Raw genomic sequence first — 23,639 nt, 5'->3', positions numbered from 1 at the left:
TCTAAAAATGTAGGCTGTATTTTCAAATTCCGAAATTTTTATACTATAACAGTTTTTATTTTACATTTTGTTTAGTACACAATAAAAACCATTAGGGACGATTTTCATCCCTAATGGTTTTTATTCGACAATATCTATAAAATTCGGCTTAAAATGAAGACTCTTAATTTAAATCACTTCCTATTTAATAGGCATAGATTTTATAAATTACACAAAGTACAATTCATTCTGTCGCAACCAAATATCTTTTTGACAATGCTAGCTGCAAGGAACTGAAAGTGTCCACTTGTGAAAAATCTAGCCCCAACTGGATGGCAGTTTGGGCAATTTCCGGACGAATGCCGGTAATAGTCGATCGGATACCCAATAGTTTTAAAATCTGGGTGATCTGATAGATTTGATGGGCAACCATCGTATCAATGATCGAAACTCCGGATAGGTCTATAAATAAATGGCGAACACCTGCCATTACACACTTATTGGGTAGGTAATCCAGAAAACCTTGGGCCCGTCTTGTGTCAATGTCACCGATTAATGGAACGATTCCAACTGAAGAATCGATCTTGATAACAGGGGTTCCCAACTCTTCAATCAAATTTTGCTGGGCCATGAATCTATTATTGATGATGGCATGATACATTTCAGCAAATTGCACGTTCAGTTCATCAAAAGCAATGTGGATGACATTCCCCCACCGAATTATGTCTTCCTGGGTCACATCAGTTCCTTGTATAGTAGCAAACCGTTGCACAAATACCCAGAAAGTATACCTTACATGACTTAGTGCTTCCAACACTTCATGTATGGGTGTGTTGCTGTTCACCCGGCTCTCCGCCACGATTATCGCCCAATTTTTTTTGTTGTTTTCAAACTCGTCCTGATCTTGCAACAGACTGCTAGCAATCGTAATATTGGTTAAGCGATTTTGTTCCCGTAGTTGCTTTTCTGTTGACTGGTCGGCATCAATTGAATAAATTGAACCCTCTCTCTCCTCCCGGAAAGTCAACCACTCGTTAGTGATCTCTTCCAGATGCTCGATCAGATAATCATGAAGCTGCTCATCAATTCCACTCAATTCGCTTTCCACCTTCCATCTATTGAAATGAGCCGATACATTCAATAGACTTGCTTTTTCGCATCATTGCGCTGAATAACATGCCTATGAGAGACTTATACAAATACTTCATTTATGATTGCCAACAATAAATTAATCTTTTAATATACATTATAACATACCTTTACAGGTATAAAGGTATTGTTTTCAAATTAGTTAGTAATCACTTTAGCACATGACATAGTACTTAAATGATATACATAATAAGAGAACAGTATCATTTTTATTGTCGTTTAGTTAATCCCATTACAGCATCCGACAAAAAACAACCTACTTCCTTCCTGAAATCGGTTTAATTTTCCAGCAGACAAATGTCTACCCTGTTATTTTATACCTATTATAACTTAATTTCCATAAAAAAAAGACAGGAGAATAATCCTCCTGTCCTTATGAAACGACTAATTCCATGGTATTTCCGTTGACAATTTCCTGGACTTCCGAACCGTCCAAGGTTTCTTTATGGTATAGCTCCTCCACGAGGGCCTCGAAGGCTATTGCATTTTCTTGAATTAGATTTTCCGTTTTACATAGGGCTTCATCGAACAAGGACTGCATTTTCACTTCTTTTTCAGCTTTGCTGAACGTCAGTGTGAAGCTGTCTTGAAATAAACCGGTATCGACCATTCTTTCCAGAATATCCTTCGCTTGCTGAACATCTCCGCTCACCCCGATGCTGTGCTCGCCTAGGTATAGCCGTTCTGCAACTCCGCCAGCCAAGATCATGCTCACTTGATCCATCAATTCGCTTGCGGTTTGCAAGTGAAGCTCTTTCTGGATCGGTGCCACATAGCCAAGTGCTTGTCCACGCGGAATAATGGTCGCTTTCCGAACCGAATTCGGCTTCGTCAGTGCCGCAACAAGCGCATGTCCCGATTCATGGATGGCGACACGACGCTTTGTATCCGGATCATTCAGTGACCGTGATGTACTCCCCAAAATGGTCCGGTCAATTGCAAAATCCAAATCATGCCGATCTATCTCATCCCGACCATCCCGGACGGCTCTTCGGCTTGCCATTTCAAATAAAGAGCTTAGTTCAGCACCGGAAAATCCGGAAGTGCTTTCCGCCAATGTATCCAACGATGCAAATACATCCGCGGCCAATCGTTTGCCGCGCGTATGAATATCAATAATTTCCCTTCTGCCCATCGTATCAGGCAGTGGGACCTGGAAGGAGAAATCGATTCTACCCGGGCGTAGGAAAGCTTCATCCAACATATCTTTCCGGTTGGTCGCTGCGATGAATAAAATCCCGTCATTGTCGCTTCCGCCGTCCAATTGGACAAGCAATTCCGTCAATGTTTTTTCCGTTTCCTCTCCGCCATGCTGTTTCCGTCTACCAGCCAATGCGTCCACCTCATCGATAAAGATGACAGCCGGCTGCTGCTTTCTAGCATTTTGGAAGAGTGTTCGGACACGGGAGGCTCCGACCCCTACGAAAAGTTCTGTAAAGGCCGCCCCGCTCGCTGAGTAGAATGTAGCACCAATTTCATTGGCAATGGCTTGTGCCAATAAAGTTTTTCCAGTTCCCGGAGGTCCATATAGAAGAATCCCTTTCGGGGGTGTAATACCGACTTTTTCAGAGCGTTTCGGGTCTTTTACAATCTCCAACGTTTGTAAAATCTCCTCTTTCATCTCAGTCGGGATTCCGCCAATGTCATTCAGCGTAATATCCGGAAGTGGCGTCGCTTTCGCCGTGCTGTTTTTCATCGATGAAGCGCCGACTCCCAACTTCCCTTTTTTATGAAGAATGAACAAGGTGAGAAGTGACACTATGATTAATCCACCAAGGATCAATCCGCCAGTTTGACTCTGGCCACTATATTTATATGAAACATTATATTTTTGTACCAATTGTTCGACTAATTCACTTTGCGGTCGGACTTGTGTGACGTACAATGCGTCTTGTGTTTTTAAGTACAGTGTCCCGTCCGCTTTTTCCTTCAGGGACATTGGTTGTCCATGCTGAACCGCAATCGTTTGCTCCATTTGGGAAAATGAAATCGAAGTCCCTTCGGTCGCATCAAAGAGATACCAGCTGGCAGTTGTTACAGTTCCAATGACTAAGAGGGCCAGGACGACAATCTTTGTTGCAAACTTTGAAATGGGCTTCAAGCACCCCAACTCCTTCATAAAAGATATATCTATTATATAAAATTGGAGGGTTCTTGAACAGGCTTATTCATGAAGATATTATTACAATTTCAGGCCGCTCTCTCGCTTACTTCCTTTTTCGGATCATATCGAACGGCTTTACAGGTACTACCACTTTCATCTTCACAATCATCATTGGATTCGGTGCGCGATCGATCGGCTCATCCTGTTCATCCCAAAGCTCATTAATCGTCTGGTCGAAATGGGTAAATCCTGGACCATAAAACTCGACTTCATCACCGATGCCAAATAGATTGCGCTGTTGAATCGTCGCAATTTGCGTCTCTTCATCATACTCAAGAACTTGACCGATAAAACTATAGGCCGGGATTTTCCGTGGCTTCCCGAATAATTGTTCGTTCTCCGTTGGCACGCCATAATAAAATCCGCTAGCAAGCTCTCGTTGCGCCACTTTCCATAGCTCGTCTTCCCATTCCTGCTTAAACTCATAGTTATCTGGATCACTGCAATAGGCATCGACTGCCTGGCGATAGACATTGGCCACTGTGGATACATAGTGAATCGACTTCATCCGTCCTTCGATTTTCAAACTGTCTACACCATTCTCCACCAAGTCCGGGATATGCCTTATCATCGCCATATCGACGGAACTCATCGAAAAGGCTTCTAGTGCCTCTCCGCCAAGCAACGATTCCCGCTCTCCGTCTTCCGGCACTTCATACAATTCATATTTCCAGCGGCACGATTGGGTGCACCCTCCGCGGTTTGCGTCCCGGTCCGCCATATGATTGGACAGGACGCAGCGTCCAGAATAGGAGATGCACATCGCTCCATGGATGAAGGCTTCGATTTCCACTTCCGTTTTTTGCCGGATTTCTTTAATCTCATCCATACCGACTTCTCTGGCCAACACGACACGTTCCAACCCTTCCTCTTTCCAAAAGTTCAAGGTTTCGTAATTGGTCGCTGAGGCCTGTGTCGATAAATGAATAGGCAATCCGGGTGCTTCGGTTGCACAAATTTCAATGAGAGCAGGATCTGATACAATCACTGCATGGATACCGATGTCACGCAAAGTGCGGAAAAACTCCCCCGCCCCTTCGACATCCCCTTCGTGGGCAACCATATTCGCCGCGACATAGACTTTCGCATCGTAGCCTTGCGCAAATTCAACCCCCTCACGCATTTCCTCGTAGGTGAAATTTCCTGCCCGACTACGGAGGCCATATGCGTTTCCTCCGATGAATACTGCATCTGCTCCGTATCGGATCGCCATTTTCAGCTTTTCTAATGTTCCCGCCGGTGCCAAGACTTCCGGTTTTTTTGTAATGACTCGTTTCGCCGTTTTTACCATTCTGGATAGCTCCTATCTTATTGGATCTCTGTTGGGTCTTTTAAGAAAAATCCTTCACTCAACGCTCGTTCTTGCGGATGAAGGGATTGTAATCGGTCATTCAAACGGATAGCCAATTCTTCCGACCAGCTTTCCGCTTCAAACGCCTGTTTTGCTTCGACAAAGAGGCGGGCAATCTCGATAAACCGCTCCCCTCTCGTAAAAATGCCGTCCAGTTTCCATTGCGTCAAACCTGCATCGGCTAAATTCCCTAGCTGCGGCATCAGGTTCACATCGTCTGTCGCAAATATATGAGTTCCATTGATATCTTCATAAATGGAATAATGCGTTTCCTCTTTTTTCGGTTCTACCAAAAACAATTGACGCTCTTCCATCGAAGGTGCCTTTTCCTGGATGTATCCAAAATAATTATGGACGAGTGGCCGTTTGGACTGATGGATGCAAGTCGCCCCATAAACCAACACTTCCACTGGCACAGTCGTTTGCTGCTGTATCATTTTCAATTCTTCATAGGTCAGCTCACGGGCGAGCACTGCGCCGACAGCACCGCGTTTTGCCCAAAAATTCACCTGGTTGGCGCTCGTCACCATCACCTGGGCGTCGTATATATAAGGGAGCACGATATTATTCTTTTTCATTAAATGAATGACACCCGGATCGCCCACGGTCATCGCATCGACACCAATCGATTGGAGGCTCTGTAAATAAGGCATTACTTTTTCAATCCGGTCATTATGCATAAGCGCATTGACCGCCACGTATATTTGCTTGCCGTTTTCATGCGCATAATCCGTCAATGTGTGTATTTCATCCAAAGACAAAGATGCCGGCAGACGCAATCCAAACTCGTCCTCCCCTACGTATAAGGTATCGATTCCTGCGTCCAGCAAGGTCTTCCCTTGCTCCACCGATTCAGCTGTTGCAATCAGCTCGATCATAAACATCCTTCCTTTCTAGTCACTATCGACCATATTATAAAGAGGAGGACCAGGATAAATGTATTAGGGAAAACCCTTACTTTTTGAACACAATTCGACATTTTTTGATTTTTTATAGGAATTAACCAACAAAAAACGCAAAGCAACAGTCCCCCTGTCGCTTTGCGTATCAAACTTCATTCTTCTATTCTATTTTCACTGTTGCCGAGAAATAGCCTCCTTCTCACAAGGCAACCCTGCCTAGAAACTCTATATTTTCCAGCCAATTCGTCGTTGTCCTAAACAGTTCTTTTTCAAATGAGTAGCTGGAAAATGTGTGGTCCGCATTTTCAATATAATGCGTTTCTGCAAATTGACTAAGGGGTCTACCGTGCAAGGCCGCAAGATAACGAGCGGCATGCTCTTTCGGGATATCTTCGTCTGCCTCTGCATGAATTATCAGAGCCGGACCGTTATATAACCGGACCGCGTCGATTGGTTCATAATTTTTCAGGTCTTCCAAAAATGAATGGCTTACATAGAAACCTTGAAAATCGACTCTCCCTTTCGCTTTCGATTCTTCGAGCGCATCTTCTCCTAATATGCCAGAAATATCTTCATGCGGTTTGCCGACCGGGGACCATAAGACCAGCTTTTTAATCCGGCGATCTTGCGCCGCCGTCACTGCAGCAACCGCCCCTCCCAGACTATGTCCAATTAAAATAATATTTCTCGTGTCGATTTCTTTAATGGAAGAAAGGTGATTCAGGACAGCTTGGACCTCTTGCAACTGCTTCGTTAGCGTTACCTCTGCATAGTCACCGTCACTTTCCCCGCAACCGCTAAAGTCAAAACGTGCGACTGCATACCCTGCATTTGTAAAATGGCGTGCTGCCTTGACAAACAAACGGTGTTCCCCCACTTTGCTTCCGACAAAACCATGTAGCAAGACGATAAGCGGTGTTGCACTTAGCTGTCTTCTCTCCGGGAGATGAAGAGCTCCTGACAAATACGTATCGGTTGAAGCGAGAACAGTAAACGGTTGACTCATGCGATCCTTCCTTTCCATACAAGTACATAAAATTTAATGGTAATTAATCTTACATGTTTACTAGGTATTATACTGGATAGTTTCCCAGATTGCAACGGAATAGCGAATTGTCCCTGAAATAATAATTCATCTGACAACATATGGTGAGTAAAGGCTTTTCTTTGGACTTGCAATCGAAACGGAGAGGAATGAGAAGCGTATGCGTTTTTTTGTGTTAGGGGCAGGGTTGATGGGAAAAGAGGCGGTTCGCGATTTATTGGCAAATCCAGCAGTCGAAGAAGTGATTGTCGGTGATTTGGTTGAATCCCAGGCCTTACGGGTTTGTGGACAATTCAACGATTCACGATTACAGGCCATGCAAACGGACACTTCAAATGAGAAAGGGTTTATCCAAGCCATTTCAAATAGCGATGTGTTGATAAACGCCACTGTCTATACGCTCAATGAAGCAGTTGCCAGGTTGGCAATCGATGCAGGTGTCCATGCCGTGGATCTAGGTGGAAATGTGAATGAAATTTCACGTAATATCTTGGCTTTGAATGAGGTAGCAAAAAGGGAGGGAGTTACGTATATTACCGAATTGGGCGTCGCTCCGGGATTGACGAACATCTTAGTCGGCTATGGCGTATCCAAATTCGATGAAGTGGAGACGATCCAATTGCGTGTGGGCGGCCTGCCAAAAGTGCCCGAACCACCCCTCGAATATAACCAAGTCTATTCAATAGAAGGGATCCTCTATCAATATGAAGGCGAGTCGACGATCATACGGAATGGCTTGAAACTATCAGTCCCCGCTCTTACTGAAGTAGAGGATATTTATTTTGATGGATTCGGCACTTTGGAAGCTTTCCATACAGCCGGTGGCACTTCCACCTTACCGGATACTTTCGCTGATGTCTGTCACTTGGATTATAAAACGATTCGTTACCCCGGGCACGCTCAAAAGATGAAACTCCTTTCAGAGTTAAATTTAATGAAGGAGGATTATTTCATCGAGATCAATGGACAAGACGTGCGACCTCGTGATGTGTTTGCGAAAGTCCTTCAACCAATTATCGCTCTGGGAGATAAAGAGGATGTCGTGCTGGTACGCGTCTTATTGGAAGGCCGGAAAGGTAATAACCGTATGCGCTACGAGTTCGAACTACAGACGGACTTTGACCGGGAAAACAACGTCACGGCCATGGCGCGCTCAACTGCCTACAGCATATCGGTTGTAGCCCAGATGATTGCCAAGGGAGACATCCAAGAGAAAGGGGTATTTGCGCCAGAGCAAATTGTACCGGGAGCCCTATTCGTCGAAGAAATGAAGAAACGTGGAGTGTGGATTCAGGAAAAACAAACAATTGTAAATACAAATTGAAGGGAGATTTGTAATGGAAGCGACTTGGTGGTCGATACTGCCTCCACTTCTCGCGATCGGTTGTGCCATCATTACGCGGGAAGTGGTCTTATCGTTGCTCCTAGGCGTCGTAAGCGGTGCGTTACTATTAGCCAATTTCTCCATTACCGGAGGGCTAAGCGATTCATTCCAAACAGTTTTCGCCCAAGTGGCAGATCCAGAGTGGACAACACCCATTTTAATATTCGCTCTCATGTTAGGTGGGGTGACAGCTCTATTGACAAAGTCGGGTGCTACTGAGCGGTTTGGCGTATGGGCGATGTCCAAAGTGAAATCCCGTGTCGGAGCCCAGCTCGTTACAATGTTCACAGGTTATGCTATTTTTATCGACGATTATTTCAATTGTTTGGCGGTTGGACAAATTGCTCGGCCGATTACCGACAGCCATGGCGTGTCCCGATCAAAACTGGCTTATTTAATCGACTCGACCGGGGCCCCCATCTGCGTTCTCATCCCCCTGTCCAGTTGGGGAGCCTATATCTTTTCTTTATTAGCTGATCCAATCAAGACCTATGGGCTTGGACATAGCCCGGTTTCTGCATTCTTCCATGTCTTACCGGCCAATTATTATGCAATCGGCTCGTTAGTTATGGTATTCCTTGTCATCTGGTGGCGAATGGATTTTCCATTGATGCGAAAACATGACCAACAGGCCTATGAGAAAAAGGCTTCACTGCCCCGACTTGGTGAATTAAGGGCCGTGCCGAAAAAAGTTCCTTTTTCACAAGCATTCGACTTACTGATTCCCATTCTGACGATGATTATCGGGACTATCCTTTTTTTCCTCAACTCAGGTGGCTTTTTCAGTGGCGGGGTAGGTTTGATGGAAGCTTCCGGGGAAGGGAATATTACATTGGCTCTCGTATACGGTGTTGTTCTCTCGGTAGTCGTGGCGGCTCTCCTCTATATTCCAAGGAAAAAGATGAAAGCAAAAGAATTCCTGTCGACTTTCACCAAAGGAATGGAAAGCATGTTAGGCGGAGCCATGATCCTCGTGCTCGCTTGGTCGATCGGCGATATTGTCGGCCGCTTGGAAACAGGTCAGTTCCTCGCCTCTATGGTAGAAAGCAATGTCCCGATGTGGATCATCCCAGCCATCCTTTTTGCCCTTGGCTGTGTCATGTCTTTTGCCACGGGAACTTCTTGGGGCACATTCGCCATCATGATTCCGATTGGGGCGACCATTGTCGGCTCAACGAATCCTGAATGGGTGTTGCCTGCAATCGGCGCAGTCATGGCGGGAGCGGTGTTCGGAGACCACTGTTCCCCAATTTCCGACTCGACAATCCTTTCCGCAATCGGAGCCGATTGTGACTTGATGGATCATGTATCGACCCAGCTACCCTATGCTCTGACGGTGGCCTTCACTTCATTTGCAGGCTATATCGTGTTCGGCCTCACCTCTTTTGTCTGGCTCGGCTTGGCGGTGAATCTTGTCGCTTTAGTTGTCGTATTACTCTGGTTAAAGCGGAACACCAAGATTACGGCAGTCAGCTGAAAAGCGGCCACTGCGACGGATTCACAGTCCGTGGCAGTGGCCGCTTTTTTTAATTCAGCACCCGAAGTTTCACTTTCTTGACGCCCCACTCCATAGCGCTGGAATGAGAAGGGATGAATACATCGATTTTATTTCCTTTAATTGCGCCGCCAGTATCACCCGCGACCGCTTCTCCGTAGCCTTCCACCCAAACCTTTGTCCCCAACGGAATAATACGGGGATCGACCGCGATCACTTTTTGGTTGGGATTGGCCCGAAGGTCGATGCCATACGCCGTCGTTCCAGAACATCCTTTACAATATGCCGTATAGGCCGTGGCCGTCACCGTCATTTCTTTTCCGCCGGTTGAGGCAGGGGAAGAAGCCGCAGGTGTTGTTGCTTTTGGTACTGGAGCAGGTTGTTCGGCCTCCGGAACTATGGCAACTGGTGTAGTTGGTATCTGAGAACTAGCACTCTCCGGTTCTTTTCCGCTGATAATCAATTCATCACCAGGATGAATCAGGTCTTCCGTCAATTCATTCCACTCCATCAAAGAAAATAAGGGAACGGAATGGTTGAGAGCGATCCGGTATAAATTATCTCCTTGCATGACTGTATAAGTTTCAGGTTCTTCGTTTGCTTCACTTATTGGCTTCCATTCTGCCCAGTTATCGACATACTCTTTAAACGTATATTCTCCGCCTACTAATTCGGATGCTTGTGCCAATGGGATAGTGATACTGGTAAATAATACGGCCAAAACTAATAAAATCTTGATCTTCAAATGAATACTCCTCCTTAGTTATGGATAAATGCAGCTTGTCCAAAAGATCATTTTGTTCTATTGGAATTTCTCATGGCTTCCCCATCGGTCTGGGAGTTTTTCGTATCCCAGCCTTGTCTGGACTGGTTTTCTTCCCCCTTTCTATAATTCATTGAACCAAGTATTGCCATAAAACTTCGAAATACAAACATTCGTAAACAAAAAAAGACACCAACTTTCAAAACAAGTAAAATTTGTTTTGAAAGTTGGTGCATATAAATCTGCCGTTTGAGTAGTTCAGCAGTGAAATATTTAGCTAGACATTCTCTAGGAAATAAGATGTTTTCACCTATTATAAATTCTATATATTCCGATTCCGGTAAAGCAAATAAATGAAGAACGGTGCTCCGATTCCGGCGGTGAAAACGCCTGCCGGAATATCCAATGGCAAGAAAGCTGTCCTTGCTACGATATCAGCAACTGTTACAAGGATCCCTCCAACTAGTGCGGAGGCTACGACCATATTTGCAAAAGAGCGGCCGATCAGCATTCTGGAAAGATGAGGTGCGATCAATCCAACGAATTCAATTCCCCCGGCAAAAGCGACTGAAGAACCGGCCAATGCGACACTTATCAACAAAAGGAAGAAACGGCTTCTTTGCACTTGCACCCCGAGACCGTAGGATACGTCATCTCCCAATTCCATTACATTGACTGTTCGCGCAAACAGAAGCGTTATTGGAATAAACACGATGACCCATGGCAACATGGCCAACACCTCGTTCATATTGGAGCCGTATAAGCTTCCGGTCAACCATAAATACGCTTTTGTTGTGACAGCCGTATCGCTTAGAACGAGCAACATCATAACAACCGCTTTCATCGCGGCAGCCACTCCGATGCCGATCAGTACAAGTCGAATCGGTGTCACGCCTTGATTCCAAGCGAGCAGATAAATAAGAAGCGCGACGATCGCTGCGCCTGAAATTGCGACAAACGGGAGAAAGGTAATGCTGATTGTCCCCATTGCAAATACTAGAAAGAGGATGGCTCCGACCGATGCACCCGCCGTCACTCCAATAATATCCGGCGACGCGAGAGGATTTCGAATAATCGCCTGCAAGATCGAACCAGAGACACCAAGCGCCGCCCCCACCATGAAGGCAAGCAATACACGAGGGAGTCGCAAAGTGTTGAGGATGAAATCATGTTCCCCATCCCCTACACCGATCAAGTGCTTCACTACATTTAAAGGATTGATGAAAGTACTCCCTGCAGAGAGCGCTAAAATAAAAGCAACTAAAGCGAAAAGGAAGATCAAGGCAAAAACAACTTTTTTTCTCGATTGAAATTTAGCCATGCTTCGCCAGCCCCCTGCGCGCGATATAAATGAAAAACGGGGCGCCCAAAAATGCGGTCATGACACTAATCGGCATCTCTTGGGGCATGATGACAAACCGTGCCGCAACGTCCGCCAACAACAAAAGACTGGCTCCAAGCAACGCGCTATACGGAATGACCCACCGATAATCCGGTCCAACCAGCCCTCTCGCCATATGCGGAACAATCAATCCAATAAAACCGACCGAACCGGCCACAGCTACAGATCCTCCCGCCAAGATAACGATGACAAGTCCCATCATCACTTTAATAAAGACAATCTGCTGCCCTAGACTTTTTGCCACCTCTTCACCTATCAGTAAAATGTTAATATGACGGCCTAGCAACAAAGCAAGTAAGCTTGCACCAAACATATAAGGGAGCACAGGAATGATCATATCCATGCTGCGCCCCGCAACCGAGCCCGCCAGCCAGAATAAAATACTTTGGATCTTCTGTTCGTCAATGACGAGCAACCCTTGTGTGAATGAAATGAACAAAGCGGACATCGCTGCTCCCGCCAAGACGATTTTAATGGGGGAAAGCCCATCTTTCCCGAGCGAGCCCAAGAAATAGACAAGCACCGCCGCCACCGCAGCACCCAAAAAGGCAATCCACATATAACTCCGTAGCGAATCAACTGAAAAGAACGTCATGGAGAACACGATAAAAAATAATGCGCCTGCATTAATTCCCAAAATATCGGGCGCCGCTAAGGGATTACGGGTCAACGCTTGCATCAACGCTCCTGCAATAGCCATATTGGCGCCTATAATAGTTGCGATAACAGCCCGAGTCAGCCTCGAAGTCGTCACGATGACATGCTCCGTCACTGTAGCATCATAGTGAATAAAGGCTTCCCATGTAGTTCGCAACGGGATCGAGTTTTGGCCAAGCGCGATGCTTAGGCTAAAAGAGCCGATGAAAATAGTGAACACCACAAGTAAACCAACCCATTTAAGAGGCGGATGAGGGAGTAGAATTCTCACTTAACCCCTTCTTTCGTAACAGGGGGAGGAGCCCCTCTGCTTTTATTTTTCCAATTCGTACCGTTCGTAAATATCATCCAACATAAGGTTCGCCGCTTTAATGCCTCCACCCATATTCCAAATGATTTCGTCGACTCGATATACTTGATCGGATTTCACGGCGTCCAGGTTTTTCCAAAGTGGATGTGATGTCCATTCTTCATATGTTTTCTTCACCGCTTCATCATTTTCCATGAATAAGTAAAAAACATCGGCATTCATCTCTGTAATGCTTTCTTTGTCTGTTAATTTCAAAACATCTTGATTGCTGTCTTTCAAATTTTTCGGTCCTGCGAAGCCAAGTTCGCTCAAAATGGAACCCGCAAATCCGGTGACATAGATCCGTGCGTGGTCGGCCCGGAAGTTAAGGACCGCAGCATGTTGTGGCCATTGGTCACCCATTTTCTCCTCGATTTTCATTTTGAAATCGGCCACCCGGTCATCCCAGTTGGCTATTAGCTCATTTGCTTTCTCTTCTTGGTTCATCGCTTGCCCCATTAGCTCCACTGTCCCCTTGAAGTCGAACACTGTCTCATGTGCAACGGTCGGTGCAATTGCGGATAATTGTTCATACACTTCTTCGTGGCGCAATTTTGACGCGATGATCAAATCCGGCTTTAATTTTGCAATCTCTTCTAAGTTTGGCTGTGTTTCTTGCCCAACAATTTGGACATCCGCCAAATCCTCTTTCAAATAGTCATAGACCGGTTGCTGAAGCCAAGATTCCACGATTCCGACTGGTTTTATTCCGAATTCGACCGCCGCATCGTTTGCGCCTTGGTATAATGTCACAATCCGTTCAGGCGTCCCTTTAATTTTTGTCGTTCCCATCGCATGGGTAATCTCGCGTTCACTGTCGTCGCCTGTTTCTGTGACGTTTGCCGGTTCATCGCTTGAGTTTGCCTCTTCATCCGTCGAGGACTTTCCGCATCCAGTTGCAAGGACTAGCAGTGCAAATAGAAGTCCTAGAATAAATAGATGATTTTTCTTTCCAAATAAAATTCCGTTAACTGACATCATTTTCTTCCTCTCAGTTCCATAGTAATAGATCGCGGCGATACGTTTTCCGGACAACTTAATCGCCCTTTGATAATGAGAATCATTTTCAATTATGAATGATAGCATAGCACGGATAATCGTGTCTATACTGTTTTATATCAATTTTAAAAGTTGTTTGCCAAGACGCGATTCCGCTCTTTAAAACGTTCATTATGCGTAGAGACAACAGCCCGATCCCCCGCTTCCGGGGAAATAAAGTGTTTCGCGCGATTTACCGCATTCCCTGCGTCATGAAATGCACCTGCGATCAATTTCAATTTCCCTTCGTGGTGTAAGACATCTCCTGCCGCAAAAACGCCGGGAACGGAAGTCTCCCCAACTGGGTTCCCCGCAACATAAATCTCACTTTCGATTTCGACCTTCACTTCACTATTCTCAAGGAGTTCCCTCTCCCGCTCAAATCCATGGTTGACTACAACCTCGTCAACGGCCACTGCACTTTCTTGTCCCTCCACCCCTTGTAAGATGACCGTTTCTATTCGTTCGTGGTCGGGCGACGCTATCAATTTTTCAATCGTCGTATTGTACAAACATTCAACAGAACTGGCTACTAGCTTGGACACTTCTGCCTCATGAGCTTTGAACGTATCATTCCGGTACGTCAAATAGACTTTCTTGGCAATCGGCTCCAGCTCATTCGCCCAATCGACTGCCGCATTGCCCCCGCCGGATAGTAAGACGGTTTTGTCCCTGAACCGTTCAAGTGATTGAACCGTGTAATGAAGATTCGTCACTTCATAACGTTCAGCCCCTTCGATTTCCAATTTAATCGGCTTCAAAATACCTCCACCGATTGCCAAGATGATCGTTTTCGTAAAATGCTTCTCTCCGCTCGAAGTATGTATGATAAACGTTCCATCTCCGCTCCGAGCAATCGATGTCACCTTCTCCCCAAGCGCAAGTGTCGGTTCGAAAGTCAAAGCTTGTTCGGTCAATTGCTCGATTAATTGCGCTCCACGAATCGGGGTCAATCCCCCCACGTCCCAAATGATCTTTTCAGGATACACCGTCACTTTCCCACCCAATTGAGGCTGCGCTTCAATGATTTTCGTTTTCATCTCCCGCAACCCTGCATAAAAAGCTGAAAACATCCCCGCCGGCCCTCCACCAATGATGGTGACGTCAAAGAGATCTGCTGAATCCATTTACTTTCCCTCCAACCATGATAATGAGAATCATTTTCATTTAGGTTACAAGATTTCAACTATTTTTGCAAGAACAAAAAAAATCGGATACCAAGAATAGGTACCCGATTTTTTCATATTTTATATTTCATAATGCCAAACACCTTGTGTCATCGCTTTCCGGACTTGACCGGCTTCCTCCAGATGATCCAGATGGCCGATGATTTCCGAAATGACAAGGGAGAATTGCTTCCGGTATATGTCACCGTAATAGGCTTCAGCTAGATCATGGGCGGTGGAAATCCCTGACTCGATCAATTTGATGATTCTCTCTGCCTTATGATCCATCTTCAATAGCTTGGATCGAATCAAATCTGTATGACCTTCAATCAGATTGCCATGCCCCGGAAATACTGTGTTTGCATCAACCTCGAGAAGTTTCAGCAAAGAATCGCGATGCTGACGGACAGAAGGCAAACGATTTCCTGCCATATCCGGATCGATAATGGCATTCGTTGACGAATGTTCGATGAGCACATCTCCCACGAACAGCCATTGCCGATCGGGATCCAGAAAACTGATGGAGTCAGGTGAATGACCCGGTGTTTCTAGCACATGCAGCCCGGCAACGATGTCTCCTTCCACGATAGGAAGGATATCCGTTTTTAATGCGAGCTCATTCGCTTTTTGGATTGTCTCTTGAAATTTTGCTAGCCGTGCATCGCCAGCAGTTCCACATCCCATTTTCTTGTACAGCTGTTGGAAGAAACGGTAGCGCATCTGTAAGAAATCCGTATCCATCTTCAGCCGTGGAATGGCCGTCGGATGGGCATAGACAGGAATCTGACGCATTTCCAAGATACGTGAAACCAAACCGACATGATCGCCGTGATGATGAGTCAGCAAAATACGGTCGATATCCGATATTCCCCATCCATGTGCTTCCAATGTCCCCGTCAACTGTCCCCAGCTATGTTCCGATGAAATTCCGGCATCTATCAGTGTCAAGGACTTCCCGTCATTAATTAAGAAGAAATTAAATGAGCGTAACTGATTGCTAGCCGGAACGCTGATCAGATAACTAGTGGCCCCCCGACTCTTTATAATAGAAGTCATCTCGCCCCACTCCCTTTCCTTACCCCTATACTGGAAGGTATTTCGAGTTGTGATACTCTACCAATTCTTTATGATACCTATTCATCGATGAAGGGGAAACGCCGAACCATTCGGCCATGTCTTTTAATGTCATCGTCAGTGGCTCGAAAAGCGCCTGTTCATGGCCGAATCGAATGGCACCGGCAGCAATCGCGACGTCTTTTCGGGCATTCGGTTGCTGTTCCACTAGGAAGTCTTCTACAATTTCCAGTAGCTGCTCGGATTCCCGATTGTGTTCTTCTAGAAACTCCATGACATGTAAAAGGACACCCGCTTCGAAATTGGTAAACTCCCCACCTTCATAGCCATCTTCCCCCAGCAACTTCCAAAATTCAATAGCCTGTTCCTTCAAGAACTCTGAAGCCGTCAGCTCGTTTTGAGCTACAAACCGTTTTGCAAATTCCCGGATGGCTTCGGTGTGGTCCGTCGGGAAGAAGATCAAGCTTGAGACGGCCAAATAATGATTCTCCTGTTCCGAGGTTCCCTCTGGTAAAATGAAACAATAGAGATGGACACCGACCGGAACAGGTTTCTCGCTTTCCCGCCGCAACCGAATGGTCTCATCCTTCACAATCATATGTACAGTGAGATAAGCATCATCCACTTCTATCACTTCACCGATAAACACGCGAGGCTGTTGCCATTCATCGAGTACGCGTAAAACGGATGGACGCACCAGCTTTTTCTGTTGTTTTGCCAAATAGCCTTGCCAAATATCTAGGCGATGATGGAAAAAGAACTCATCCAAGACAATCGCCTCGATCATCTCCTCCTGCAAATATGTTCCTAGCAGCTGCTTCCATCTATTCGCCAAACCCAAATATTCGGGGATGTCTTTTCGTTCCGGATATTCTTCATAGAATGCCTGCAATACTCGTTCTAACTCTTCCGATTGGACCGTCTCAATGGACACCGCCTGCTTCGATACACAACATTTCTTATATTTCTTTCCACTGCCACAAGGACACGGATCATTACGTCCTACCACAACTAACACTTCCTTTTAAAGATTTGAGACTCTATTAGTGTAACATCTTATGGGCGATGAGGCAGGATGACCAAATACTTCCATAGGTGCTTTCTAAATGCTGATTGGTAGGGAGACGATTAAGAGGATTAGTCGTATAGTTGATAAGAAGCGTCGGAGAATCAGAGTTACAACTTACCATCTCATCATCGGATTATAAAATGACACCCCGAAAAGGGCAGGAATCAATAGAGCTAAGACCAGGAAAATGACAGCAGCCAATTTAGACTGGTTAATGAGCCTATCATCCCCTGATTTCAAATGCTGAAAGAAACTCAATGTAAAATAAATGCATAATCCAAACATGATGACGGAAAGCAAGCTTGGCCAAAGCCCTGTCGTTTCCATGTGCATCATTCGATGCATGGCAATCCCTCCACAGTCTGTATTTTGATCTTTCCTTATTACAATTTATCCAGATTTTCAATTCTCAAAGAATGCATCCCGCCGCAAAAAGCACTGCATGAAATGAACATTCCCATTACCGGGAAGTAGGCTAGTAATATAAACAACGATTATAGCATAAAATTCACACATTAAATCGGAAATGAGAGTGCTTCGAGATGGAGATCCGTCCAATACACAGAAAAAGAAAGAGAATCTATCTCCTGTTTTCCAGCTTTTTGTTTGCCGTGTTTGTCATCCTTTTCAGTTATCACACGAGTAAATCCAACTTGAGTTATTCTGTCTATCCACCTGTTGGAGAAATGGTGGACCTGGGAGACTATCAACTGCATATGTATGCAATCGGAGAAAAAAACGATATTCCTACCGTCATTTTAGAATCAGGATCAGGCACCCCTTCTTCTGTTTCGGATTGGCGATATATCCAGCCGGAACTCGCAAAAATGACAAGAGTCATTTCCTATGATCGGGCTGGCTACGGTTGGAGTGACACTGCATACAATGATTGAACGAGCGAGCAAATTGTAAAAGATCTTCATAAGATGTTAGAAGTTTCAGGTGAAAAGGGGCCCTTTATTCTAGTAGGCCATTCGTTTGGTGGGTTCAACACGCAGTTATTTGCTCATCGGTTCTCAGATGAAGTGGCTGGAATCGTATTGGTAGACTCCTCCCTTGTCGATAAATGTCCAGAAGTATCTGATTCAACTTTATTGATTCAAGTGGCGTTACGAAAATTGGGTGCGATGCGATTGCTAGGCGAACTCGGCATGTTACCGGTTCCTGAGTCGGTTCTGTTGGATGGAAGATCCAAGGAGTTTTTATATCGAAGATTTTACAACAAAGACCAACAAAGTGAACTGAAATTCATGGCGACCGTTGATGAACAACATCTCAAGACAGTCCAAAAGGAAGGACTCGGAAAACTACCCATGATCATTCTTTCTTCCCGAGCGGAGGAAAAGGAACATAAGGACTGGCAGACCGAACAAGATGCTTTACTTCAGCTTTCACCCAATAGTAAGAGAATCATTGTGGAAGATGCGGGCCACTATATTCATCATGACCAGCCTAAAATCGTTATAGATAGCATACTCGACATTCTTGAACAAAGTAAAGGTGCTCATTGAACTCAAGCAGCTAGAAGGGGCTGTCCAATTAGCTGGATAGCCCCTATTTTTGTATGAGGGCGGATGGTGTGCGGTTCGGTTATGAGCGGTTGATTTGGAATATGAGCGATTCCCCGCCGTTATAAGCGCTTGTGGGAAAATATGAACGCCAACCTGGACTTATGAGCGGCTCTCTGAAAATATAAGCGCCAATCCTGTTTTATGAGCGCTCTTCAACAGTTATGAACTCAGCGGCCCCATGCGAAAAGGACTGCCTTATCCAAGACAGTCCCGTCATGTATTCGGTCGTAGAATCCTAGTCACATTCTATTTTGCATTTTCATCCGGTTGATGAATCCCGAAAATATTGCCTTCGGTATCCATATAGTAACCTTGCCACGCCATGCCAGGCAAAGCATACTTCGGCATGGCGACCTTGCCGCCATACTCCAATATCTTAGCTTCCGTTTCTTCGTAATTTTCCACACCCATTGTACAAGCAAATCCATTTAAAGCTTGGCCTGCTTCCGGCGGAGCACTCTGCCGCTGCATCAAAGCACCATTGATCCCAGGTTCACTATCATCGCCAGTCACCGCTCCATAGTAAGGCATTCCCGCAAAATCACTCCAATCTTGAAATGACCATCCGAATACCTCTCCATAAAACTTCTTCGCCCGTTCCATGTCATCCACGTGAATTTCGAAATGAATTAATCTACCCATGATTTCCTCCTTTTCCTATTCTTTAATTTTGAACATTATAATAATTGAGAACCTAATTATACCATTTAATCGTCAATTAAATACGCATTGACATTCACTCTGTATATTTTTTTGGTTTGTGCTATCACTTATTCATCGTTTCTCCCCTGGGATTGTATAAATATTCCTTGAATAATAAAAACGGTGATCGGACAAAATAACAGGACCTTAATTAGATTGGAGGGAATAGAATGAAGCATAAAAAATATTTTCTTCCATTTATGTCGGTTATTTTGTCAGCAGGTTTTCTGTTCGGCTGTAACGGCGTTGATGAAGATGAACCCGATCCAACGGAAGAACCGTCAGAACAACAACAACAAAATAATAATCAATAAATTGTTATACAGCACCGGTCTAGGCGGTGCTTTTTCTATACCTAAAAAAATAAAAAAAATTCCCTTCTTGGCTCATCTATTCTTTCTTACTATGTATAACCCACATAATAAACCAAGAAAAGATGCTATAACACCAAATCTGAGCACACTTATTATATATTCAGCAATCGGTTTATAGGATATTGAACGAACCCCATCGCCTAAATTCTCAACTTCTTTATAGTTTACTAATAAAATTGCAATTCCTATTCCCATAAAAAAGCTATAAACAGCACTTTTTCGAAGTAAAATCTCCACAAACACACCTCCCTTTTTCCTTGTATTCAGCATGATAATCGTGGCTTCAATTATCAGATCGTATTTAAATTCTTAATTTCTTGGCATAGGTACCCAAATTAAATAAAGTGGTTTGAGGGACCTTTCCAACAACATGCCAGTTTAGTTATAAGAAGGCTCTGAACTAATTCACCTTCTGATTTTCAAGTTTACTAATTGCTAAACAGATTAAGCCAATAGATAAAAAAATTATTGCACTCTTACTTTCTAGTTCCTCCAATACGGTTAGGACAAGTGTAGCAATTCCCATTGCCAAACCAATAGATTGGAATATAATTTTTTTAAAACCCTTTCTCATGATTACCTTCCCTCCTTCCATAAATATACTAATTAAGAATATCTTATCATATGAGCACCGGTTTATTGAAAATAACCTCCCCCACGCAATGGCAGAGAAAAAAAACCACTGAAATGAATTCAGTGGGGTGCATTTTTAAACTTTTTTCACAATAATCTCTTCTTCCACTACATCGACATATACTTTTTCAATATGGTCTTCTTCTAAGATTAAATCTGTTAACGGATCTTCAATTTTGTCTTGGATCATGCGGCGAAGTGGTCGAGCCCCGAAACGTTTGTCGTAACCAAGTTTCACTAACGCACGTTTGGCTTCCGGGGAAATGGTAATCGCGATATCATTTTCTTCAATCGCTTCTTCCAAATCCTCTAGCATCAAGTCTACAATTTCCAGCAAGTTTTCTTCTGTCAATTCATTGAACGAGACAATCGCATCAAAACGGTTGAGGAATTCAGGTTTGAAGTAATCACTTAATGTGTCCAGCTTTGTGACGGATTCATGAGCTGTCTGATTAAATCCGACACTTACTCTTCTGTCCCCTGTTCCCGCATTACTTGTCATAATGATGACCGTATCTTTGAAGCTGACTGTTCGACCATGTGAATCGGTCAGACGGCCATCTTCCATTATTTGCAGGAACATATTTTGCACATCTGGATGCGCTTTTTCGATTTCGTCCAGCAATATAATTGAATACGGGTTGCGTCGAACTTGCTCAGTTAATTGACCCGCTTCTTCGTGTCCGACATATCCTGGAGGGGAACCGATGATTTTGGATACCGAATGTTTCTCCATATACTCACTCATGTCGAGACGGATTAACGAGTCTCGTGAACCGAATAATTCTTCAGCCAACACTTTCGTAATTTCCGTTTTCCCGACCCCGGTTGGACCTACGAATAAAAACGAGCCAATCGGACGTGTTTTGGATTTAAGGCCTGCACGGCTGCGTCGGACAGCTTTCGCAATTTTGTCGACCGCCTCCTCTTGACCGATGACTTTTTTGCGGAGATTGTCTGCAAGTCCTTTCATTTTCGCTTGATCGGCCGCTTGCAGTTTCGTGACGGGGATACCTGTTTTTTCTTCTACGATTAACTCAATATCCGCAACCGTAACTTCTTTGTTTTTCACTTCTCCATTTTCTTTCGCTTTCTCTAACTGTTTACGCAATTGGATTTCCTCATGGCGTAAATGGGCCGCTTTTTCATAGTCTTCCACTTCTGCGGCTTGTTCTTTTTGTACAACAATTTCATCCAAACGGTCTTGAATTGCGTGGGAATCACCTGACGTCTGCTGTAGATTTAAACGTGCTCCGACTTCATCCATTAAATCAATTGCTTTGTCTGGTAAAAACCTGTCTTGAATATAACGTTGAGAAAGCGTGACGAATGCTTGTATCGCTTCATCGGAATAATGGACTTCATGGAAGTCTTCGTAACGATCTTTAATGCCATGCAAAATTTTAATCGCGTCTTCTGCAGATGGTTCTTTCACAATAATTGGTTGGAAACGACGCTCCAGTGCGGCATCTTTTTCAATTTGACGGTATTCTTTCAATGTCGTTGCCCCGATCAGTTGCAAGCCTCCACGAGCCAAAGCCGGCTTCAAAATATTGCCCGCATCCATTTGCGAACCTTCTGCCGTTCCTGCCCCGACGAGCAAATGAATTTCATCGATGAATAAAATGACATCTTTTCGATTTTGCAACTCGTCGATTAACTGCTTCATGCGCTCTTCAAACTGCCCGCGAATCCCTGTATTCGTAACGAGTGAAGCAACGTCCAACAAATACACTTTTTTGTTCAACAGTTTCGCCGGTACATCACCTTCGTGAATTTTCACCGCAAGTCCTTCCGCAATCGCTGTTTTCCCGACACCCGGTTCCCCAATTAAGACCGGATTGTTTTTATTTCTTCTATTTAATGTTTCAATGACACGCTTCACTTCTTGATCGCGGCCGATCACTGGGTCAATCAACCCTTGGCTTGCGTCGTATGAAATGTTTTTACCCAACTGATCGAGCAAACCGTTGCCTAGATGTTCATCGGCTTGTCTCGTTTGTGTACGCGCTTGCCCGCTGCCGTTCGCTTGGAAAAACTGGTTTGCATCGTTGCCGAATGATGGCATCTTGCCGGCAGTTAGTTGACCTTGCATCGTTTGAAAACAAGAGTGACACAAACTGATCTGCATCCGTTGCTGATTCACTTGAAGTCTCAAACTCATCGTGGCTGCGCTTTGTTGACAATGTTGACATTTCATAACGGTTTCCTCCTTGATATTTTTATTTGATTCTCTCTGACTGACCTTGACTATCTTTGACTTATGACTAAATTATACACTGACCTTTTTTGACTTTCAAGTTTTTTGTTTGATCTTATTTGATTAATTGTAAAGATGGTTGTAAATGTGCCAAGCATCTTTACCATTCACAGCCCGGGACTTGCACTGTATGGCTACGCCTACGCTGGACGCAAAAAAACACCGCTTGGAAAAAGCGATGTTAGGAAGCTTGGAGTAGGGGTGTTATTTATTTCGACAGTTTTTGCAAACTTTCACTGTTTGAGTTGGTTCAATTTTTAGAGGATACAATAACTTTATTCTTTTTCGTTGACATAACGGACAGTCTCCCCGAGCATTAAATGGTAGCTTATTTAAAATTTTCCCTCGATTTCGTTTCGCCATCGCTATTCACCTCTACAGTGAAGATTTCTCTTTCTCTCTAGTAGATGATGGAAAGCTGAAAATCTTGACGAAAAGAAGAAAAAATTTATAAGGATTTTCTTAGCCTACCTGCATGGTAGCTCCAAATTCCATCCAGACACTCGCGTATATTTTAAACTCTCAGAGAGCCCCGGAACCCCCTGGCAGCATAGTAGGAATCCGCTCCATTATGGTATACGAAGACGTGTCCATAACGACGATCGCAAAAAAGAGCGCCACCGAGTGTTCTGATATCAGTTGGAGTTTGTATCCAGCTCGACGTTTTCCTATCGAATTCTCCCAGTTTCTGCAGCTCCCGGTATTGTTCTTCCGTTAATAGTTCAATCCCCATGGCAGACGCCATATCCATAACGCTATTTTCCGGTTTATGTTTTTTTCTGGACTCCAGCGCTTCGCGATCGTAACATACACTCCTGCGACCTTTCGGACTTTCTGCTGCACAGTCGTAAAAAATATATTCGTCCGTTTCGTTATCATAATCCACAACATCCGGCTCACCACCGGTCACTTCCATTTCGTTTAGCGACCACAGTTTACCAGTATTCGCTTCCAACTTCATTTGAACTTTTTCCCATTCCAGACCTTCATGGCGGTTCATGTTTTTCTCAAAACGGTCTTTCAATACTTCAAGTAATTCTTCCCGTTGTTCGATTGGCAATTCCTTATTGCTCATGCTAGTTCTCCCCTTGTTTTATAGTGAGTAGTCAATC

Annotated in this window: 23 protein-coding genes; 5 read left to right on the top strand and 18 right to left on the bottom strand. The window is 44.5% G+C overall.

The window, feature by feature from the left end; all coding sequences use genetic code 11:
* Positions 1 to 223: 223 nt before the first annotated feature.
* From AB1K83_RS15175 to AB1K83_RS15155, 5 genes are all read right to left on the bottom strand, one after another.
* Positions 224 to 1,075 carry an STAS domain-containing protein gene (locus AB1K83_RS15175; protein WP_413059061.1) on the bottom strand — a complete coding sequence of 284 codons (852 nt, stop codon included), beginning with the start codon at positions 1,073 to 1,075 and terminating at the stop codon, positions 224 to 226.
* Positions 1,076 to 1,501: 426 nt separating this feature from the next.
* Positions 1,502 to 3,229: an AAA family ATPase gene (locus tag AB1K83_RS15170; RefSeq protein WP_413059060.1), complete on the bottom strand. Its 1,728-nt coding sequence runs from the start codon at positions 3,227 to 3,229 to the stop codon at positions 1,502 to 1,504.
* A 106-nt stretch (positions 3,230 to 3,335) separates the two neighbouring features.
* Positions 3,336 to 4,583: a peptidase U32 family protein gene (locus tag AB1K83_RS15165; RefSeq protein ID WP_413059059.1), complete on the bottom strand. Its 1,248-nt coding sequence runs from the start codon at positions 4,581 to 4,583 to the stop codon at positions 3,336 to 3,338.
* A gap of 17 nt (positions 4,584 to 4,600) precedes the next feature.
* Positions 4,601 to 5,521, bottom strand: coding sequence for a peptidase U32 family protein (locus tag AB1K83_RS15160; protein WP_413059058.1), 921 nt, complete (start codon positions 5,519 to 5,521; stop codon positions 4,601 to 4,603).
* Positions 5,522 to 5,744: 223 nt separating this feature from the next.
* Positions 5,745 to 6,551, bottom strand: a complete 807-nt coding sequence (locus AB1K83_RS15155; RefSeq protein WP_413059057.1) for an alpha/beta hydrolase family protein — start codon at positions 6,549 to 6,551, stop codon at positions 5,745 to 5,747.
* Between the two features lie 199 nt (positions 6,552 to 6,750).
* Here AB1K83_RS15155 and AB1K83_RS15150 point away from each other — a divergent pair, with 199 nt between their 5' ends.
* A complete protein-coding gene (locus tag AB1K83_RS15150; RefSeq protein ID WP_413059056.1) occupies positions 6,751 to 7,914 on the top strand; it encodes a saccharopine dehydrogenase family protein in 1,164 nt (387 codons plus the stop codon).
* Between the two features lie 13 nt (positions 7,915 to 7,927).
* Positions 7,928 to 9,451 (top strand): Na+/H+ antiporter NhaC family protein, encoded by a 1,524-nt coding sequence (locus AB1K83_RS15145; RefSeq protein WP_413059055.1) that lies wholly within the window; start codon positions 7,928 to 7,930, stop codon positions 9,449 to 9,451.
* Between the two features lie 49 nt (positions 9,452 to 9,500).
* Here AB1K83_RS15145 and AB1K83_RS15140 read toward each other — a convergent pair whose 3' ends face one another.
* The 8 genes from AB1K83_RS15140 to AB1K83_RS15105 all read right to left on the bottom strand — a co-directional run bounded on the left by AB1K83_RS15140 (position 9,501) and on the right by AB1K83_RS15105 (position 17,332).
* Entirely contained in the window at positions 9,501 to 10,214 is a 714-nt protein-coding gene (locus AB1K83_RS15140) for a 3D domain-containing protein (RefSeq protein ID WP_413059054.1), read from the bottom strand.
* Between the two features lie 340 nt (positions 10,215 to 10,554).
* On the bottom strand, positions 10,555 to 11,553 hold the full coding sequence (locus AB1K83_RS15135; protein WP_413059053.1) for a FecCD family ABC transporter permease: 999 nt from the start codon (positions 11,551 to 11,553) through the stop codon (positions 10,555 to 10,557).
* Entirely contained in the window at positions 11,546 to 12,562 is a 1,017-nt protein-coding gene (locus tag AB1K83_RS15130) for a FecCD family ABC transporter permease (RefSeq protein WP_413059052.1), read from the bottom strand. Before AB1K83_RS15130 ends, AB1K83_RS15135 begins: the two co-directional genes overlap by 8 nt.
* Before the next feature lie 42 nt (positions 12,563 to 12,604).
* Positions 12,605 to 13,618, bottom strand: coding sequence for an ABC transporter substrate-binding protein (locus AB1K83_RS15125; protein ID WP_413059118.1), 1,014 nt, complete (start codon positions 13,616 to 13,618; stop codon positions 12,605 to 12,607).
* A gap of 146 nt (positions 13,619 to 13,764) precedes the next feature.
* Complete coding sequence (locus tag AB1K83_RS15120) at positions 13,765 to 14,805, bottom strand: NAD(P)/FAD-dependent oxidoreductase (RefSeq protein WP_413059051.1); 1,041 nt, start codon at positions 14,803 to 14,805, stop codon at positions 13,765 to 13,767.
* A gap of 120 nt (positions 14,806 to 14,925) precedes the next feature.
* Complete coding sequence (locus AB1K83_RS15115) at positions 14,926 to 15,900, bottom strand: MBL fold metallo-hydrolase (RefSeq protein ID WP_413059050.1); 975 nt, start codon at positions 15,898 to 15,900, stop codon at positions 14,926 to 14,928.
* Between the two features lie 25 nt (positions 15,901 to 15,925).
* Positions 15,926 to 16,927, bottom strand: coding sequence for a YecA family protein (locus AB1K83_RS15110; protein WP_413059049.1), 1,002 nt, complete (start codon positions 16,925 to 16,927; stop codon positions 15,926 to 15,928).
* A 174-nt stretch (positions 16,928 to 17,101) separates the two neighbouring features.
* Entirely contained in the window at positions 17,102 to 17,332 is a 231-nt protein-coding gene (locus AB1K83_RS15105) for a hypothetical protein (RefSeq protein ID WP_413059048.1), read from the bottom strand.
* A gap of 197 nt (positions 17,333 to 17,529) precedes the next feature.
* Here AB1K83_RS15105 and AB1K83_RS15100 point away from each other — a divergent pair, with 197 nt between their 5' ends.
* A complete protein-coding gene (locus AB1K83_RS15100; RefSeq protein WP_413059047.1) occupies positions 17,530 to 17,880 on the top strand; it encodes an alpha/beta fold hydrolase in 351 nt (116 codons plus the stop codon).
* Between the two features lie 12 nt (positions 17,881 to 17,892).
* The gene (locus tag AB1K83_RS15095; protein WP_413059117.1) at positions 17,893 to 18,498 is read left to right on the top strand and encodes an alpha/beta fold hydrolase; all 606 of its coding nucleotides are present in this window, start codon (positions 17,893 to 17,895) and stop codon (positions 18,496 to 18,498) included.
* A 306-nt stretch (positions 18,499 to 18,804) separates the two neighbouring features.
* Here the strand turns inward: AB1K83_RS15095 and AB1K83_RS15090 are convergent, their stop codons facing one another.
* Positions 18,805 to 19,200 carry a VOC family protein gene (locus AB1K83_RS15090; protein ID WP_413059046.1) on the bottom strand — a complete coding sequence of 132 codons (396 nt, stop codon included), beginning with the start codon at positions 19,198 to 19,200 and terminating at the stop codon, positions 18,805 to 18,807.
* Between the two features lie 230 nt (positions 19,201 to 19,430).
* Here AB1K83_RS15090 and AB1K83_RS15085 point away from each other — a divergent pair, with 230 nt between their 5' ends.
* Positions 19,431 to 19,574, top strand: a complete 144-nt coding sequence (locus AB1K83_RS15085) for a hypothetical protein (RefSeq protein ID WP_413059045.1) — start codon at positions 19,431 to 19,433, stop codon at positions 19,572 to 19,574.
* 72 nt (positions 19,575 to 19,646) lie between these two features.
* Here AB1K83_RS15085 and AB1K83_RS15080 read toward each other — a convergent pair whose 3' ends face one another.
* From AB1K83_RS15080 to AB1K83_RS15065, 4 genes are all read right to left on the bottom strand, one after another.
* The gene (locus AB1K83_RS15080) at positions 19,647 to 19,871 is read right to left on the bottom strand and encodes a hypothetical protein (protein WP_413059044.1); all 225 of its coding nucleotides are present in this window, start codon (positions 19,869 to 19,871) and stop codon (positions 19,647 to 19,649) included.
* Positions 19,872 to 20,034: 163 nt separating this feature from the next.
* On the bottom strand, positions 20,035 to 20,208 hold the full coding sequence (locus AB1K83_RS15075; RefSeq protein WP_413059043.1) for a hypothetical protein: 174 nt from the start codon (positions 20,206 to 20,208) through the stop codon (positions 20,035 to 20,037).
* 135 nt (positions 20,209 to 20,343) lie between these two features.
* Positions 20,344 to 22,467 (bottom strand): AAA family ATPase, encoded by a 2,124-nt coding sequence (locus AB1K83_RS15070; protein ID WP_413059042.1) that lies wholly within the window; start codon positions 22,465 to 22,467, stop codon positions 20,344 to 20,346.
* Positions 22,468 to 23,041: 574 nt separating this feature from the next.
* Positions 23,042 to 23,602 carry a DUF4256 domain-containing protein gene (locus tag AB1K83_RS15065; protein ID WP_413059041.1) on the bottom strand — a complete coding sequence of 187 codons (561 nt, stop codon included), beginning with the start codon at positions 23,600 to 23,602 and terminating at the stop codon, positions 23,042 to 23,044.
* Positions 23,603 to 23,639 lie beyond the last annotated feature (37 nt).

Origin of the sequence: Sporosarcina sp. 179-K 3D1 HS, from assembly GCF_047228905.1 — a bacterium.
GTDB lineage: Bacteria > Bacillota > Bacilli > Bacillales_A > Planococcaceae > Sporosarcina.
Note: the sequence above shows the minus strand (reverse complement) of the source record. Positions and strands in the feature narration are given on the sequence as shown.

Bases quoted from the DNA above. Each gene is read 5' to 3' on its own strand.
- AB1K83_RS15165 (WP_413059059.1), bottom strand. From the start codon at position 4,583: ATGGTAAAAACGGCGAAACGAGTCATTACAAAAAAACCGGAAGTCTTG.
- AB1K83_RS15160 (WP_413059058.1), bottom strand. From the start codon at position 5,521: ATGATCGAGCTGATTGCAACAGCTGAATCGGTGGAGCAAGGGAAGACC.
- AB1K83_RS15155 (WP_413059057.1), bottom strand. From the start codon at position 6,551: ATGAGTCAACCGTTTACTGTTCTCGCTTCAACCGATACGTATTTGTCA.
- AB1K83_RS15150 (WP_413059056.1), top strand. From the start codon at position 6,751: ATGCGTTTTTTTGTGTTAGGGGCAGGGTTGATGGGAAAAGAGGCGGTT.
- AB1K83_RS15145 (WP_413059055.1), top strand. From the start codon at position 7,928: ATGGAAGCGACTTGGTGGTCGATACTGCCTCCACTTCTCGCGATCGGT.
- AB1K83_RS15135 (WP_413059053.1), bottom strand. From the start codon at position 11,553: ATGGCTAAATTTCAATCGAGAAAAAAAGTTGTTTTTGCCTTGATCTTC.
- AB1K83_RS15125 (WP_413059118.1), bottom strand. From the start codon at position 13,618: ATGTCAGTTAACGGAATTTTATTTGGAAAGAAAAATCATCTATTTATT.
- AB1K83_RS15120 (WP_413059051.1), bottom strand. From the start codon at position 14,805: ATGGATTCAGCAGATCTCTTTGACGTCACCATCATTGGTGGAGGGCCG.
- AB1K83_RS15115 (WP_413059050.1), bottom strand. From the start codon at position 15,900: ATGACTTCTATTATAAAGAGTCGGGGGGCCACTAGTTATCTGATCAGC.
- AB1K83_RS15105 (WP_413059048.1), bottom strand. From the start codon at position 17,332: ATGCATCGAATGATGCACATGGAAACGACAGGGCTTTGGCCAAGCTTG.
- AB1K83_RS15100 (WP_413059047.1), top strand. From the start codon at position 17,530: ATGGAGATCCGTCCAATACACAGAAAAAGAAAGAGAATCTATCTCCTG.
- AB1K83_RS15090 (WP_413059046.1), bottom strand. From the start codon at position 19,200: ATGGGTAGATTAATTCATTTCGAAATTCACGTGGATGACATGGAACGG.
- AB1K83_RS15085 (WP_413059045.1), top strand. From the start codon at position 19,431: ATGAAGCATAAAAAATATTTTCTTCCATTTATGTCGGTTATTTTGTCA.
- AB1K83_RS15075 (WP_413059043.1), bottom strand. From the start codon at position 20,208: ATGAGAAAGGGTTTTAAAAAAATTATATTCCAATCTATTGGTTTGGCA.
- AB1K83_RS15070 (WP_413059042.1), bottom strand. From the start codon at position 22,467: ATGAAATGTCAACATTGTCAACAAAGCGCAGCCACGATGAGTTTGAGA.
- AB1K83_RS15065 (WP_413059041.1), bottom strand. From the start codon at position 23,602: ATGAGCAATAAGGAATTGCCAATCGAACAACGGGAAGAATTACTTGAA.